14 protein-coding genes are annotated in these 15,668 nt (G+C 45.2%); all 14 read right to left on the bottom strand.

Annotation, left to right across the window (positions count from 1 at the left end; genetic code table 11):
* Positions 1 to 6: 6 nt before the first annotated feature.
* Positions 7 to 1,236 (bottom strand): BaiN/RdsA family NAD(P)/FAD-dependent oxidoreductase, encoded by a 1,230-nt coding sequence (locus LKD46_RS08185; RefSeq protein ID WP_092070645.1) that lies wholly within the window; start codon positions 1,234 to 1,236, stop codon positions 7 to 9.
* Positions 1,237 to 1,339: 103 nt separating this feature from the next.
* Complete coding sequence (locus tag LKD46_RS08180; protein WP_118608840.1) at positions 1,340 to 2,752, bottom strand: oxaloacetate decarboxylase subunit alpha; 1,413 nt, start codon at positions 2,750 to 2,752, stop codon at positions 1,340 to 1,342.
* Between the two features lie 36 nt (positions 2,753 to 2,788).
* Positions 2,789 to 3,937 carry a sodium ion-translocating decarboxylase subunit beta gene (locus LKD46_RS08175; protein ID WP_015524871.1) on the bottom strand — a complete coding sequence of 383 codons (1,149 nt, stop codon included), beginning with the start codon at positions 3,935 to 3,937 and terminating at the stop codon, positions 2,789 to 2,791.
* 15 nt (positions 3,938 to 3,952) lie between these two features.
* Complete coding sequence (locus tag LKD46_RS08170) at positions 3,953 to 4,333, bottom strand: biotin/lipoyl-containing protein (RefSeq protein ID WP_015524870.1); 381 nt, start codon at positions 4,331 to 4,333, stop codon at positions 3,953 to 3,955.
* A gap of 23 nt (positions 4,334 to 4,356) precedes the next feature.
* The gene (locus tag LKD46_RS08165; protein WP_227574017.1) at positions 4,357 to 5,118 is read right to left on the bottom strand and encodes an OadG family transporter subunit; all 762 of its coding nucleotides are present in this window, start codon (positions 5,116 to 5,118) and stop codon (positions 4,357 to 4,359) included.
* A 13-nt stretch (positions 5,119 to 5,131) separates the two neighbouring features.
* On the bottom strand, positions 5,132 to 6,568 hold the full coding sequence (locus LKD46_RS08160) for an acyl-CoA carboxylase subunit beta (RefSeq protein ID WP_227574016.1): 1,437 nt from the start codon (positions 6,566 to 6,568) through the stop codon (positions 5,132 to 5,134).
* A gap of 141 nt (positions 6,569 to 6,709) precedes the next feature.
* Positions 6,710 to 7,933, bottom strand: coding sequence for a D-alanyl-D-alanine carboxypeptidase family protein (locus LKD46_RS08155; protein WP_227574015.1), 1,224 nt, complete (start codon positions 7,931 to 7,933; stop codon positions 6,710 to 6,712).
* A gap of 112 nt (positions 7,934 to 8,045) precedes the next feature.
* Positions 8,046 to 8,843, bottom strand: a complete 798-nt coding sequence (locus LKD46_RS08150; protein WP_227574014.1) for a zinc dependent phospholipase C family protein — start codon at positions 8,841 to 8,843, stop codon at positions 8,046 to 8,048.
* 73 nt (positions 8,844 to 8,916) lie between these two features.
* Positions 8,917 to 9,486 carry an SMC-Scp complex subunit ScpB gene (gene scpB / locus LKD46_RS08145; protein ID WP_022426764.1) on the bottom strand — a complete coding sequence of 190 codons (570 nt, stop codon included), beginning with the start codon at positions 9,484 to 9,486 and terminating at the stop codon, positions 8,917 to 8,919.
* Between the two features lie 23 nt (positions 9,487 to 9,509).
* Positions 9,510 to 10,295: a segregation and condensation protein A gene (locus LKD46_RS08140; RefSeq protein WP_227574013.1), complete on the bottom strand. Its 786-nt coding sequence runs from the start codon at positions 10,293 to 10,295 to the stop codon at positions 9,510 to 9,512.
* 9 nt (positions 10,296 to 10,304) lie between these two features.
* Positions 10,305 to 11,111 (bottom strand): metallophosphoesterase, encoded by an 807-nt coding sequence (locus tag LKD46_RS08135; RefSeq protein WP_227574012.1) that lies wholly within the window; start codon positions 11,109 to 11,111, stop codon positions 10,305 to 10,307.
* 1 nt (position 11,112) lies between these two features.
* The gene (locus LKD46_RS08130) at positions 11,113 to 12,147 is read right to left on the bottom strand and encodes a molybdopterin-binding protein (protein WP_227574011.1); all 1,035 of its coding nucleotides are present in this window, start codon (positions 12,145 to 12,147) and stop codon (positions 11,113 to 11,115) included.
* A gap of 87 nt (positions 12,148 to 12,234) precedes the next feature.
* Entirely contained in the window at positions 12,235 to 13,422 is a 1,188-nt protein-coding gene (locus tag LKD46_RS08125) for a D-alanyl-D-alanine carboxypeptidase family protein (RefSeq protein ID WP_138277484.1), read from the bottom strand.
* A gap of 108 nt (positions 13,423 to 13,530) precedes the next feature.
* On the bottom strand, positions 13,531 to 15,552 hold the full coding sequence (locus tag LKD46_RS08120) for a diguanylate cyclase domain-containing protein (protein WP_227574010.1): 2,022 nt from the start codon (positions 15,550 to 15,552) through the stop codon (positions 13,531 to 13,533).
* Positions 15,553 to 15,668 lie beyond the last annotated feature (116 nt).

The raw sequence follows: 15,668 nt of genomic DNA, 5'->3' as shown, positions 1-15,668 counted from the left end.
TTTCTGTTATTCTATCGCCTGAGCTGCCGCATACGCTGTAGACCATGCGATCTGAAGATTATAGCCACCGGTCACTGCATCCAGATCCAGTACTTCACCTGTAAAATACAGATTTTTTATTTTTTTGGATTCCATTGTGGATGGCTGTATCTCTTTTACTGACACACCGCCTCTTGTGATGATCGCTTCCTTAAACTCTCCCATTCCCGTGATCGTAAACGGAAAAGCCTTGATCAGACGGCCAAAAGCCTGACGCTCTTCCCTGGAGATCTCATGTACCGGTTTTTCCCCGGGGATACCGCCAATTTCGATCATGATCGGAGTCAGAGAAGACGGAAAAAGAACACCGATCACATTTTTAAATTGCTTGTTATGATTTGCATCAAATTCACGCAGGATCCGGGCGTCAAGCTGTTCTGCATCAAGCGCCGGCTTCAGATCCAGGAAAGCCTCCAAAGGCTCCTTTTCCAGCTTTTTGCCGATCTGGGCACTGGCGGAAAGGATCAGCGGTCCTGTCACTCCGAAATGAGTAAACATCATCTCGCCGAAATCTTTATAGAGAACTTTTTTGCCGGATTTTACTGTAAGCTCCACATTCCGAAGGGAAAGGCCCTGAAGTTTGGAGACATAATCTTCTTTTGCCACCAGTGGTACCAGTGATGGTGACTGGGAAACAACTTTATGTCCCGTTTCAGCAGCAAAACGATATCCATCTCCTGTGGAACCTGTGGACGGGTAGGAAAGCCCTCCTGTGGCAACTACCACAGTATCCGCTTCAAAAAAGGTACCGTCCGAAAGTAATACACCGGTAACTTTTTCATCCTGTGTACAAACTTCCTTTACCTCTGTATGAAGATGGATCTGCGCTCCGGATTTTTTCAGTTCCCGCTCAAGCGCACGGATAATATCTGATGAATGATCCGATACCGGAAAAACCCGGTTTCCACGCTCTGTTTTCAGCGGCACTCCTGCCTCCTCAAAAAATTCCATCACATCTCTGCTTCCATAGGTGTAGAAAGCACTGTAAAGAAATTTGCGGTTTGACATCACTGCCGGAAAAAGTTCTTCGGTATCGGAATCATTGGTGACGTTGCATCGTCCCTTTCCGGTGATGAAAAGCTTTTTTCCGAGTTTCTCATTTTTTTCCAGTATGTGAACCTGGTGTCCTCTGCGCGCAGCATATACACCGCAGAGCATTCCGGCGGCACCGCCGCCTATGATCGCAACTTTGGACATTACCTGTTATCCTGCCTTTTTTATCTTTTTTATGCACAAAGGAGCCTGCATACAGCAAGCTCCTTTTCCTGTTTTGAAATGCATCTGCATTTCTATGTGTGCTTTATACCGGGTATGCGCCGTTCTTGGTATCTGCTACAGTCTCATCAACTTTTGTCTTCTGAGCCTGGCGATATTTAAAGAAGTCCATGGCAACCTGCGGGAACAGTGCATATGTGAGAACATCCTCATCCTGCTCCTTGTACTGTACCATCTCGCTCTCAAGCTTATCAAGCTCATCCTCCAGAAGATCTGCCGGACGGCATGTGATCGGTTCAATATCTCCGATACATTTTTTCTGTACTTCCGGATTGAACGGTCTGGCTGTTGCGCCATACTTACCACTTAACACGTCTTTTGTCTCTTTTGTGACAACCTTGTAACGCTCGCCCATGATCACGTTAAATACAGCCTGTGTACCAACGATCTGAGAGGACGGTGTAACAAGCGGTGGCTCACCAAGGTCTTTACGTACACGCGGAACTTCCTCAAGTACTTCGTAGAATTTATCCTCGGCATGCTGCTCTTTCAGCTGTGATGTCAGGTTGGAAAGCATTCCGCCTGGTACCTGATACAGAAGAGTCTTGATGTTTACACCAAGGTTCTTCGGATTGAGAAGACCTGTATCAAGAGCCTCATCACGCATCGGACGGAAGTAGTCAGCGATCTCAGCGAGAAGCTGCTGATCAAATCCTGTATCATATGGTGTTCCCTTGAAGGTCTCAACCATAACCTCTGTTGCCGGCTGGGATGTTCCAAGAGCAAACGGAGACATTGCTGTGTCGATGATGTCAACACCTGCCTCTACTGCCTTCATATATGTCATGGAAGCAACACCGGATGTATAGTGAGAATGAAGATCGATCGGGATCTTAACAGTCTCTTTGAGAGCCTGAACAAGCTCTGTAGCCTTGTACGGAACAAGAAGTCCTGCCATATCTTTGATACAGATGGAATCTGCACCCATATCTTCGATACGTTTTGCAAGATCTGTCCAGTAATCAAGTGTGTAAGCATCACCTAGTGTGTAAGCCATTGCAACCTGTGCATGTGCTTTCTCCTTGTTTGCTGCTTTTACAGCTGTCTGAAGGTTACGAAGGTCATTCATACAGTCAAAGATACGGATGATATCGATACCGTTAGCTGCGGATTTCTGTACAAAATACTCTACTACATCATCTGCATATGGACGATATCCAAGGATGTTCTGTCCACGGAACAGCATCTGAAGCTTTGTGTTTTTGAAACCGTCACGAAGTTTACGAAGTCTTTCCCACGGATCCTCTTTCAGGAAACGTAAGGAAGCATCGAAAGTAGCACCGCCCCAGCACTCTACTGCATAGTAGCCGACTTTGTCAAGCTTCTCAATGATCGGAAGCATCTGCTCTGTGCTCATACGTGTAGCGATCAGGGACTGATGAGCGTCACGCAGGATCGTTTCCACAACTTTCACAGGTTTTTTCTCTATTTCTGCCATAATTATTCTCCTTACAAATTTTTATAAGACAATGGGTTAGACACCAAAGATCGCCATGAATGTACCGGCAGCAACCGCTGTACCGATAACACCAGCAACGTTCGGTCCCATCGCATGCATCAGCAGGAAGTTTGTAGGATCTGCCTCAGCACCAACCTTCTGGGATACACGGGCTGCCATAGGAACGGCAGAAACACCGGCTGATCCGATCAGAGGATTGATCTTTCCGTGAGTAACCTTGCAGAGAAGCTTACCAAGCATAACACCACCAAAAGTACCGCAGGCAAAGGCAACAAGACCAAGAACTACGATCTTCAGTGTATCTACGTTCAGGAACGCCTCAGCACTTGTGGAAGCACCTACAGATGTTCCGAGAAGGATTACTACGATGTACATAAGAGCGTTGGAAGCTGTTTCAGAAAGCTGTTTAACAACTCCGGACTCACGGAACAGGTTTCCGAGCATCAGCATACCAACAAGGGGAGCTGTTGTCGGAAGGATCAGGCAAACAACGATTGTGATAACGATCGGGAAAAGGATCTTCTCAAGTTTTGTAACAGGACGGAGCTGCGCCATTTTGATCTTACGCTCTTTCTCTGTTGTGAAAGCCTTCATGATCGGAGGCTGGATGATCGGTACCAGGGACATATAGGAATATGCTGCTACTGCGATCGGTCCCATAAGAGAAGACTGTCCAAGCTTACCTGCAAGGAAAATGGAAGTCGGGCCGTCAGCACCACCGATGATAGAGATCGCTGCTGCTGCTTTACCATTAAATCCAAGGAAAATTGCAAGGAAGTATGCAAGGTAAATACCAAGCTGTGCAGCTGCTCCCATCAGGAAGCTGATCGGGTTTGCAATCAGCGGACCGAAGTCTGTCATCGCACCGACACCCAGGAAGATCAGTGAAGGAAGAATACTCCACTCATCCATTAAGTAAAAATAATGAAGAAGTCCGCCAACGCCATTGGATGAATCCTCAATGCTCAGCATAATGTCCGGATAAATATTTACCAGAAGCATACCAAAAGCGATCGGAACCAACAGCAGCGGCTCAAAACCATGTTTAATGGCAAGATATAAGAACACACATGCCACTGCGATCATCAGGTAGTTTCCCCAGGTAAGGTTGAAAAATGCTGTCTGATGGATCAGGTTTGACAGGGTATTTGTTACATAAGACATTTGTCTACCTCCTGTTTAGTTCATTGTTGCAAGAGTATCTCCATTTTCAACGGCAGCACCCTCTGCAACATCGATGCTGGCGATTGTTCCGTCCTGAGGAGCAACAACCGGGATCTCCATCTTCATGGACTCAACGATCACTACGCTGTCACCAGCTTTTACGCTCTGTCCAACAGATGCAACGATTTTTACAACTTTTCCAGGAACGGCTGCGGAAACTTTAACAGAACCTGCGCCTGCTGCCGGAGCTGCTGCCTTAGGAGCTGCTGCCGGAGCTGCCTTAGGAGCCGGAGCTGCTGCTTTTGGTGCTGCTGCAACTGGAGCTGCTGCGTTTCCGTTCTCTTCTACAGTAACTTCATATGCTGTTCCGTTAACAGTAATTGTATAACTCTTCATTTTAAAATCCTCCTAAATAATGATTATCTTTTTCTGCGGTTGACTTTGCGGATGGAACGTACTACGAATCCGTCTGTGCTTGTTTTGCCTTCAGAAGCAGCGATCGCTGCGGCGATCACGGCAATAAGCTCACCATCATCTGTCACATCTTCAACAGCAGGCTCAGCAACTGGTGCTGCAACCGGAGCCGGTGCTGTGGCTGCTGGAGCCGGTTTGCTCTCTTTTTTCTTTCCTTCCACAAGTCCGGGAATATATTTGAAAAGAGAGATCACGAAGATCAGGAATACCAGGATCACAAATACTGTTCCGAGACCCATCACTGTATTCATCGCTGCCTTCTCCATGTTCTGTGCCAGTGTATAATTCACATCAACTGTAAGAGAAGTCGGGGTTCCTGATTTATCAAATACATAAGTGAAATTCGCTTTGTTTTTCTCGAAGGATACCGGAACAACAACAGTATACTGATCATCGGAATACTCCACTGTGATATCTTTCTCATTGATATCACCTTTTTTCTCACCAAGCTCTTCTCTGGAGCCGTCCCATGCACTTGCAGCACTCTGTGTGAAAGCATCCTCTGATTCCAGATATCCCTGGATATCATCCTCAGACATTGCGATGATCGCATCCGTCAGGCCCTTGGTTGTTGTGACAAGCTGACTCTTTACAGAATCATCAATCTCATCAGCAGCCCATGCAGTAGCTGTGCATCCGATCAGAAGTGCTGCCACGCAAAGAAGTGCCATGCAGACAGAAGAGATCTTTTTATAAAACTGTCTCATACGCTCACCTCACTTAGACTGTTCCATGCTTTTTGGATGGACGGTCTTCCCTTTTTGTGAACAGCATCTCAAAAGCACCGATTACATATTTTCTCGTATCTTCTGCTTTGATCACAGTATCCACATATCCTCTTGCTGCTGCAGATGCGATACCGTTCTGGAGTTCTTTGTACTCAGCTGCCTTCTCATTCAGTGTAGAAGCGTCAGCTCCCTCATACATGATCTTTGCTGCAAGGGAAGCATCCATCATACCGATCTCAGCTGTATCCCATGCATAAACCATATCTGCTCCGACTGATTTGCTGTTCATGGCAACGTATGCAGTTCCGTATGCTTTGCCAATTACAACATTTACCTTCGGTACAGTTGCAGATGCAAAAGCATGTACCATCTCACCTACAGATTTAGCCATCATCTTCTCATTGCAGAGTGTAGCTTTAAATCCTGTTACATTAGTAAGAGTAAGTACCGGAATCTCAAAAGCATCACAGAATTTTACGAAGTCTGCTGCTTTTCTTGCACCTCTTGCAGAAAGAGTTCCGTCGGAAATCTCTGTCTTATTGCCATCAGCATCGTAAGAATCACTTCTGTTTGCAACAGCGCCAACGGTAGCACCGTTCAGACGAAGGAAGCCTGTTACGACATCCTGGCCGTAAGCTGCCTTTGTTTCAAAAAACTCACCATTATCAGCGATTCTTGAAAGCGCGATAGCTGTGTCGCCTGTGCAGCCTGCGATATCATCACATACTCTGTTCAGGTCATCTGTGCATTCCTTGAAGCTGTCATTGTCTTCATTATTTTCCGGAAGCATGCTGATCAGTGTGCGGATCTGTCCGAGGATCTCCTCTTCTGTTCCGATGCCGTCAACAAGTCCTGTCTCCTCACTCTGGAACTGTGCGGAAGCTGAATCGCATTTTTCCACTCTGTTTCCTTCCAGTGCATTAGGAGTGTTTACAAACAGTCTGCCCTTCTTCTCCTCTACAAATGTAAAGTCTGTAAGAGCCGGTACAACTGCCATTCCACCGCCGCATGTTCCGAAAACAGCAGTGATCTGTGGAATAACACCGGATGCCAGTGTCTGTTTCAGATAGATCTCACCAAATGCCTCAAGTGCATCGGTAGCCTCCTGAAGACGAAGTCCCGCACAGTCTACAAGACCGATAACCGGTGCTCCAACTTTCAGAGCGAGATCATAAATTTTGGCGATCTTTTTGGCATGCATCTCACCAACTGTTCCGTTCAGTACAGATGCATCCTGGCTGTATACATACACCAGACTGCCGTCAATCACACCATATCCGGTGATCACACCGTCTGAAGGTGCTTTTTTTTCAGTCATGTTGAAATCTGTAGCTCTGGCTGTGACAGCCTGTCCGATCTCAACAAAACTGTTGGCGTCAAGCAGGGAATCAATCCTTGCAGCCGCTACGCTTTGTGTCGCATTACTCATTATACTATGCCCTCCATTTTTTTATTAATATAACCAAAAATTCAGCCGAGTATAATTGTACCTTTTTTTTGCAGAAAATTCAATACTTTTCGTCACGAACGTTAAAAAATTAACCCCTGACATATGCCAGGGGTCGCTAAATTAATGAAAATAATCCTTAAATACTTTATCCACATACCATTTATAAGTAATTCTGCCGATTTTGTCATCTGCTGTTATAAGGCAGGAAAGTAGCTCTTTTCCGTTAAGCTTTGCATGGAGTGTACCAATCTTCTGGTTTTTCTGTATCGGTGCCGGGAGCTTATCCGGAAGCTCCGTTTCCCATGTGATCGTTTCTGTTTTTTTCAGAAGATATCTTTTCTCACGATCTTTTTCAGAAAGTACTGCGTGTATTTTCAGCATGACCTGTTTTGGAGGATATCCTGAACGATCGGACTTTTGCGGATATGGATCTTCTTTTCCCGGTGCTGCTTCTGTTACCGGGATCTCTGGCAGCTGCGGAAGCTCCGGCAGCATTGAATAATGATAGTTTTCCCTGCCATAAGACAGAAGCTTCCTGGTATCGATCCATTTGTAATTTTTATTTCCAGGCCATCCGCATCCCAGAAGAGCCACGATAAATAATCGCTCGTCCTGCCGGACTGCGCAGACATAACAATATCCGGCATTTCCTGTAAATCCTGTTTTTCCGGAGATCACTCCTGTTTCCATGTCCAGGAAAGCATTGGTATTATGTACCGAATAATGCTTTTTTCCTGAGATATCCGTAAAAGTATAATCTCTTGTCTGGGTAATATGGACAAATGTTGCATTTTTTATTGCATACGCCATGATCAGGGCAAGATCCCGGGCTGTTGTATGATGGATACCACCTTCATCTTCTCCATCCAGACCATTGGGTGTAACAAAATGTGTGTCTTTACATCCCAGCTCTTTTGCTTTTTCATTCATCTTCTCTGCAAAAGCTTCAACGGAGCCGCTGATATGTTCCGCGATCGCCACAGCGGAATCATTATGACTTTTCAGCATCAGTGAATAGAGAAGATCCTCCAGATAAAACTGCTGTCCTTCCCGCATGCCAAGACGTGTCTGTGGCTGAGATGCCGCATTCCCGGAAACCTGCACGTAATCATCTCCCTTTGCCAGCTCCAAAGCAAGAATACAGGTCATTACCTTTGTTGTACTGGCATTTGGCCGTCCTTTATAGGCTTCTTTTCCGTACAGCACGCGGCCGGTCTCCCCATCCATGAGAACTGCTGAAAGTGCATATAGATTTTCGTCATCTGCCGCCTTTACCGGAAAGATCTGACAAATAATAAGGACCGCTGTCACCAGCACGACAGCGGCCATACGCCGTTTGCTCATAATGCATCACCCCGTACACGGTTCATATAACTGTTTACAGTAACTGTTATATTTAATTTTATGCGGGGATAGCATTCAGATATCACTTGTATCTATTGTCTGCCGGGATCGATCATCCGTTAAAGGTCAGATCCCATCTGTCAGAAAGATGTCCTGGCCTGACTGCAAGTGCAGCAAGCTCTTCCAGCATATCCGGCGCCTTGGCAAGTGCCTCTTCCATCAGACTGTCCAGCTTAAGAAGCTCCTCCTTACAGTCGATCTCCGGCTCCGGGCTCATAAAAAATTCGGTAATAAACGCAGATATCTTTTTTCCTGCGGGGGAAAGGGCATGTTCCGAAAGGCGTCTCTTCCTTCCTCCATCATCACATACCAAAATACAGGTGAATATCTTCATCATTTTCAATGACAGATAAATGTTCCAGGTACGGATTGCCGGCAATACCTGGTGGATCGTCCATGCACTGAGAAAACTGGCACGGATCCCATGAGACGGATAAAAACGCAATGGATCTTTGCCGGTTTCATACATCAGCATACGGTCAAATTCCTTCTCAAAGAGCGTATGTGAGATTTTCCCCCCGGCAGCTACCTGATTGACGTAAGGATGACAGGTAGAATCCAGGATATAATGACATCCGAACCCCAGCAGGTAAGCCATCAGTGCAGGATTTTTTTCCTCCCGGACCTTCGCCATGCCCTTTTCAAAGAATTCTCTTGCTTTCCGTCCATGCATCTGCACTCCGTACTGTGTCACCGGATTTTTGGATATAAAATAATAAAACAGGATATCCGGACCATGCTGTCCGATCCGGTACAGATTTCCGTTGCTTCGGATCAGATGCTGTAATTTTGCGGAAAGTTTCCGGTAAACCCTTTTTCCAAAAAGATCATGTGCGTATGTTGTGGGCATTTTCGTCACTCCTCTTCTGTTTTCTGATCTGTCCGGCAGGTCCCGGTAAACCGGCATCTGTCCGTGTTATTTGTTATACGTCCAGCTTCAGCTGGATCTCTTCCTCTGCTTCCGCCTTGAAATCCTCCAGCTGGACCGGATCCATTTCCGGAAGATCTTCCAGCCCCTGGACACCAAAGCAACGCAGAAATTCTTCGGTGGTTCCCAGGAGGATCGGGCGACCCGGAGCATCCAGACGTCCAAGTTCTCTCACCAGATCATAATCCATCAGCTTATTGATGGCATGATCACATTTTACCCCTCGGATCTTTTCGATTTCTGCTTTTGTAACAGGCTGTTTGTAGGCAATGATCGAAAGGGTCTCAAGCATAACGTCTGTCAGCGTGGGTTTCTTTGGCTGCGCTGCGATCCGGATAAGAGAATCATAGTATTCTTTTTTTGTACAAAGCTGAAAGGAGTTTTCGAGCTCTATGATCTGGATCCCCCGCTCTTCTTCCTGATAACGGATCATCATATTTCGAATGATATTTTCCGTTGTTGTCGGATCCTGACGGATCGCTCTGGCAATACGGGGTAATTCCACAGCTTCTCCCATTGCAAACAGGATGGCTTCGATTTCTCCTTCAATTCGTTTGATTTCCACTTATTGTCCTCATTCCTACTATATTATTCATCTGCAAACTCTGTCAGATTCTTCCATGTGTCCGGATCCGTGATAACTTCCACATGAATATCATCAAAAAGATCTTCCTGTTCTGCATGAACATGTCCCATTTTCATCAGTTCCAGAATTGCCAGAAATGTCACGATCAGCTGTATTTTGGAATGCTGGTCTTCCATCAGCCTGCGAAAGCTGAATTTCCGGTGAGCTTTTGCATATTCCTTCATTTCCAGCAATTTATCGGAAAGTGATATTTCCTCTTTTTCGATCCTTCCGAATTTACTTCGGATCGGATCGATCTTATCTTCCTGTCTGCGGATCAATGCCTGATAGATTGCGCTCATCCGCTCCAGTGTCAGACCCCGGAGAAGTTCCTGGGGATCAGACGGCGGAGTATACTGCAGCACTTCTTCCGGAAGATCCTGTTTTCGGTAATAAACCCCTGCCGCATCTCCAAGCCTGTCCCGTAATTCATAGGACATATATTTGTACATTTTATATTCCAGCAGCTTCTGCACAAGCTCTGCTCTGGGGTCCTCCTCTTCTCCTTCCTCATTCACTTCTTTCGGAAGAAGCATTTTACATTTGATATCCAGAAGAGTAGCTGCCATGACAAGAAATTCGCTCATGATTCCCAGATCTTCTTTTTCCATGGAATGCAGATATTCCATATACTGATCTGTGATCTCCACAATAGGAATATCATAGATATCGATCTTGTTTTTGTCGATCAGGTGAAGCAGAAGATCCAGAGGGCCTTCAAATACATTCAGCTTAACAGATAATGCCATAGGGTTTCCTCATTTCATTTTTTCGGAAGGTTTTATATCGATTACAAGCAGTTCCCTTGGATTATGGATTCGAAGGGGAATGGTATGTTCTCCAAGTCCGGCACTGACGATCATATGCTGATCACCTTTGTGAAAGTCTCCGCAGCAAAACGGCGGAAGAAACAGATATTGAGGAGAGGAAAGACCGTAATGTTCACTGAGGCGGACAACGCCTCCGTGATAATGTCCGGACAGGATCAGATCAGCACCCCATTCAAAATAGGTTTTTCCGTATTTCGGATTATGTGCCAGCAGGATCTGCATCCCTGTATCTTCAGGTTTTCCGATCAGTTCCTCCATCACTTCTTTTTTCAGCTTCGGTGATCTCGGCTTGTGATAATATTCGATGGGAAGTTCCAGCCCCCAGAAACAGAAGCGCTCTCCCTTCAGGACCATAGCTTCATGTCCGTTCCTTAAAATATGCACACCAGCTTTTTTCAGTGTCTTTTCATATTTCGCATAATATGGCCGATATTCTTCGGAAAGGAACATTTTATATTCATGATTACCAAGTGCATAATACACGGGAAAATCTCCTGCAAGCTCTGTCAGCAGCTTACATGCAGTTACCAGAGTATCCGTTTCTGTACGTACAGCCATGTCACCGGCAGAAAGGATCACGTCCGGAGCAAGCTTTCGGATCGTCTCTGTCAGCCGTATATTGTCTTTTCCGTAGGATATCCCGTGAAGATCCGCAAGAAGGAGCATCCGCACGCCCTGCGGAGCCTGGATCTTGTCCGTATGGATCTCATATTGTTTGATTCTGAATTTTTTCATATTATTTTCCAAATCCACAGTTTGGGAAAGTACAAACCGGACAGTTCAGACAAAGTCCGCCTTCTCCCAGCCTGGCTATCTCCTCTGCCTTGATCTCATCATCCGCCATTACTCTGGGCAGGACCAGATCAAATACCGTTCTTTTTGCGTACATGACGCAGCCCGGAAGTCCAAGTACCGGTATGGATCTTCCGTTCCGCTCAAGATATGCCACAAGCAGCATAGCTCCTGGAAGTACAGGTGCTCCATAGGTTACGATCTTTGCTCCGGTGTCATGGATCCCGCCCGGAGTACGATCATCGGGATCCACACTCATTCCGCCGGTACAGATGATCAGATCGGCTCCTGCATCTGCGAAAGAAAGAATTGCCTTTGTGATCTCTTCCTTATCATCTCCCGGCATCACCTGGCCTGTCACTTCTGTCGGAAACTCAGAAAGCTTTTCCCGGAGTACCGGTGTGAAGGTATCCCGGATCAGTCCTTTTTTGATCTCACTTCCGGTTGTGACGATTCCTACTTTTTTCTGCTGGTAAGGGAGAATGTCAAAGATCGGAAGACTTCCTGCTGCCTTCTCTGCTGCATCCATTTTCTCTTTCTCGATCACAAGCGGAATGATCCTGGTTCCTGCAACCTTATCACCTTTCTTTATCGGAAAATCTCCATGTCTGGAAGCGATCATCATTTCTCCCAGAGAATTCACAGCCACAAGTGCATCACGACGTATTTTCAGAATACCATCGATTTTTGATACCACCTCGATCTTACCTTCTTTGATCTCAGTTCCATGTACTTTGGAAGAATTTCCGGCACAGATTTTGTAAAGGATCTCTGCAGCTTCATTTTCGTGAAGGATCCCCGGTTTTTTCTCCCACACAAAAAGGTGTTCTTTTCCTACAGAGAGCAGCAGTGGTATATCCTCTTCTTTCACTACATGCCCTTTTTTGAAAAGAACGCCTTTTTTCTCATCTTTTATGATCTGCGTGATATCATGGCACAGAATGTGGCCCACTGCATCTTCTGTTCTGATCTCTTTCATCCAAAATCCCTTCCCTGTTCTGTTATTTCTTCAATCCGTTGTATTATACATCCAGTCTGCCCTTTTTGTCAAAATATGTTGCAGGCATCACAAAAGAAATGCCTGACAGGTTCTTTCCAGCCAGTCATGGTATCCGGCCTTTTTTATTGTTTCCCCGTACAGGATATCCAGACTGCCGATCTTTTTCCCATCCTGATAGTATTCCTGTGCCCCTGCTTTCTGTCCTTTTTTCACCGGCGCACTTTGTTCTTTGGGAAGGATCAATTTTTTCTTAACATTGTCAGGTTTCGTGCCATCTGTGCTGATATATCGGAATTTCCCTCTATATACAAGCGGAACCTGCGCTTTGACTCCTTTGCGGAGCTTCATAGGTTTCAGTGGCTCCAGAGCATCATCCAGATACAATGTGCACTTAGAAAAGCCGTAATTTAAAAGAGCTGCTGCATCCCGGAATCTTGTTTTCGGGTCCGGTGCGGCCATCACGGAGGCGATCAATGTGATCCCGTTTCGTTCTGCCACAGCACTGAGACAGTATTTTGCAATACTGGTGCTGCCTGTTTTAAGTCCCATACACCCCTCATAGCTGCGCAGCAGTTTATTGGTGTTGGTCAGTGTGAATTTTGAGGAACCTTTTCTGGTAACGTGTGTGATATCCTCCATCCAGACAGATGAATATGTAAGAACTTCCGGATATCTGCTTATGAGCTCCCTGCTCATAAGTGCTATGTCATAGGGCGTTGTATAATGCTCCTGTGATTCCGTCAGCCCACAGCAATCCACAAAATGAGTATTTTTCATTCCAAGATCATTCGCCCGCTCGTTCATCCTCTCCACAAAGGCCTGTTCTGTTCCCGCAACATGCTCTGCCATGGCTACACTGGCGTCATTTCCGGAAGCGATCACAATACATTTGATCATGGTTTCCGCATTCTGTGTCTCTCCCTCTTCCAGAAATACCTGCGACCCTCCCATGGATCTGGCATAGGCACTGGTGGTAATGGTATCCTCCAAATGCAGTGTTCCCTCACGGATAGCATCAAAGATCAGGATCAGCGTCATGATCTTTGTAATACTGGCCGGGCTTCTTCGGGTGTCAGGATCCCTGGAATAGATCACTGTACCGGTTTCTTTTTCCATAAGGACTGCACCCGGCGCTTCGATCAGCTGCTGTGCTTTTCTGCTATCCTCAGTTTCTCCCCTGACACCAACAGGTGTCAGAGCCAGGCATAAGACTAAGATACCGATTAAAAGGCTTTCCGGAACACTTCTGTTCATAAGCTCACTCCTGCCGCAAACATCTCTGTTCTATTGTAAAAGCTTTCCTGAAAGATTATTCCTGAAATTCTGAAAAATCATGGATTCCGGTCCGTATTCCTGTATCTTTCACTCTGCATCGCTTTGCTTTTTCAGTTCTTCGTCATACAGCTTAACACCTGTTTCGCAGTTTTCAGCAGCATATTTTCTTGCATAATTCGCTGCATCGATTGCCTCAGATGCATTGGCACATTCTTTGGTGATCAGATAGATCCCCGTGCGGACACAGAGCTTCATATCCGGGTATTTCTCTTTCATCTGCCGTAAGAATTCCTGATTAATCTTTAAAGCAAATGTTTCCGGATCACCATCCATATCATAGGGAGTGAAGAGGATAAAATGATCAGAGATCGCCCTGGTAAAATATGTATCCATATCTGTTTTTAGAACGCTTATCACATACTCGGAAAACTGCCGCAGGATCTGATCTCCCACACGGTATCCGTATTTTGCATTGATACGTTTAAATTTTTCAAAATCGGTATATATCACTGCATGTCCCGGACCGTAACCTCCGATCAGCATTTTCTCCACATCTTCTCGAAATCTTGAAAAAGAAGACAATCCGGTAAGCTGATCCCATCCGGATTCTGCAGCAATGCCACGATAAACACTGTTAAATGCCTGGTTCTTGGCATAATGCGCGGAAATGATCTTGGTAACTTCTCCCAGCAGTTTACGGTCTTCTCTGGACCAGAGTCTTTTTTCCCGGCAGGTCACATATACAATAGTTCCTGTATAGCTTCCTTCACAGTACATGGCAGCACAGACTACGGTTTTTGCTCCACCTTGTAACACATTCTTTCTTCCCTGTTCCGAATAATCAGCCAGATCGTTCTCCTGAAGGACCACAGTACCATATTCATCGTTATGGCGAAATAATGTGATAAAATCACTTTTCAAAAAATGGATCTCATCTATCAAAAGTCTGTAGTCCTCTTCCGAAACCCATTGAAAAATCCGGTCTGTTTTCTGCTCTGCCACTTCGGTACGCAGGATTGTGATCCGGTTAAGTCGGAATTTCAGACCGATCACTTTCATCAGAAGTTCAATAGCAGCCTGAAAGCTGCTCATTTTTTCAAATATTTCAAATGCAGTAGAAACAATATCATTATGAAGATATCTGGCATCTATCTCAACACCCTCATATAATTCCTGCTTTTCCTCTGTCTTATCCTCAAAATGTCTCAGATTATCACAGAAAGCATAGCGGTTTTTTCCATTTTTCTTTGCCTGGTAAAGCGCCCAGTCTGCATTTTCAAACATATGCTGATACGTATAGCCGGAAACATTTTCAGGAAGAAAGCAGATCCCCACACTGCAGGTTGCCAGATACGTGGTTCCCGGAAATTTAAGTTTCTGCACTTCCCGTATCAGTTTTCCTGCCTTTTTCATGATCGCTGCATGGCTGATATCCTTCAAAAGGATCACAAATTCATCGCCACCCAGACGCATGATCACATCATTAATGTCGAACAAAGCCACAAACAGCTCCGCAAAACGTTTCAGGACTTCATCACCGAACATATGTCCGTAAGTATCATTTACATTTTTAAAATAATCTACATCAAGCACCATCATCCCGCATCCTGCATAGGAATTTCTGGATGCAAGGTATTCATCGATCAGTTTTTTTCCGAAAAAGCGGTTATACACTCCGGTCAGAGGATCTTTCTGGGCACGTTCCTCAAGAAATTCTTCCTGCAGCTTCTCCCTGGTGATATCTCTGGAGCTTCCTATGAAATAATGATATCCGGTATTTTTATCCTGTGCTATAAATCCCCGTACTGTCAGAAGACTCGCATTACCGTCTTTATTGATGCATCTTACTTCTATCGTTCCGCCTTCCCGGGATGTCAGAAAATCCGTCAGGTACTTCCAGTCGCCCTTATATACATTACTGTATTTCTGTCCGCTGTTTTTAAAATCTGAAATATTTTTTACAGGTCTCAGGTATTCATCCAAACGTTCATATATGTCCGTCTCCTGACAGTACTGAAAAAGCTTCAGTGTAGTATTTCGATAAATGCAAGCGTATTTTTCCAATGTATCCCGAATATCAAAAACGGGATTTTTTTCGTCTGTTTTCATCATCGACCTCCCAGAGAGTTCTTGAGTTCACAGTATTTGTAAAAAAGTATACCATATCATTGGGTATATATGTAGTTTTTTTATTTCTTTTTACAGTTTGTTTTTTACTATATAAA

The organism is Blautia fusiformis (assembly GCF_020686995.1).
In the GTDB taxonomy this organism is placed as follows: Bacteria; Bacillota; Clostridia; order Lachnospirales; family Lachnospiraceae; genus Blautia_A; species Blautia_A fusiformis.
This window is presented reverse-complemented; position numbering and strand designations above follow the sequence as displayed.

Bases quoted from the DNA above. Each gene is read 5' to 3' on its own strand.
- LKD46_RS08185 (WP_092070645.1), bottom strand. From the start codon at position 1,236: ATGTCCAAAGTTGCGATCATAGGCGGCGGTGCCGCCGGAATGCTCTGC.
- LKD46_RS08180 (WP_118608840.1), bottom strand. From the start codon at position 2,752: ATGGCAGAAATAGAGAAAAAACCTGTGAAAGTTGTGGAAACGATCCTG.
- LKD46_RS08175 (WP_015524871.1), bottom strand. From the start codon at position 3,937: ATGTCTTATGTAACAAATACCCTGTCAAACCTGATCCATCAGACAGCA.
- LKD46_RS08170 (WP_015524870.1), bottom strand. From the start codon at position 4,333: ATGAAGAGTTATACAATTACTGTTAACGGAACAGCATATGAAGTTACT.
- LKD46_RS08165 (WP_227574017.1), bottom strand. From the start codon at position 5,118: ATGAGACAGTTTTATAAAAAGATCTCTTCTGTCTGCATGGCACTTCTT.
- LKD46_RS08160 (WP_227574016.1), bottom strand. From the start codon at position 6,568: ATGAGTAATGCGACACAAAGCGTAGCGGCTGCAAGGATTGATTCCCTG.
- LKD46_RS08155 (WP_227574015.1), bottom strand. From the start codon at position 7,933: ATGAGCAAACGGCGTATGGCCGCTGTCGTGCTGGTGACAGCGGTCCTT.
- LKD46_RS08150 (WP_227574014.1), bottom strand. From the start codon at position 8,843: ATGCCCACAACATACGCACATGATCTTTTTGGAAAAAGGGTTTACCGG.
- LKD46_RS08140 (WP_227574013.1), bottom strand. From the start codon at position 10,295: ATGGCATTATCTGTTAAGCTGAATGTATTTGAAGGCCCTCTGGATCTT.
- LKD46_RS08135 (WP_227574012.1), bottom strand. From the start codon at position 11,111: ATGAAAAAATTCAGAATCAAACAATATGAGATCCATACGGACAAGATC.
- LKD46_RS08130 (WP_227574011.1), bottom strand. From the start codon at position 12,147: ATGAAAGAGATCAGAACAGAAGATGCAGTGGGCCACATTCTGTGCCAT.
- LKD46_RS08125 (WP_138277484.1), bottom strand. From the start codon at position 13,422: ATGAACAGAAGTGTTCCGGAAAGCCTTTTAATCGGTATCTTAGTCTTA.
- LKD46_RS08120 (WP_227574010.1), bottom strand. From the start codon at position 15,552: ATGAAAACAGACGAAAAAAATCCCGTTTTTGATATTCGGGATACATTG.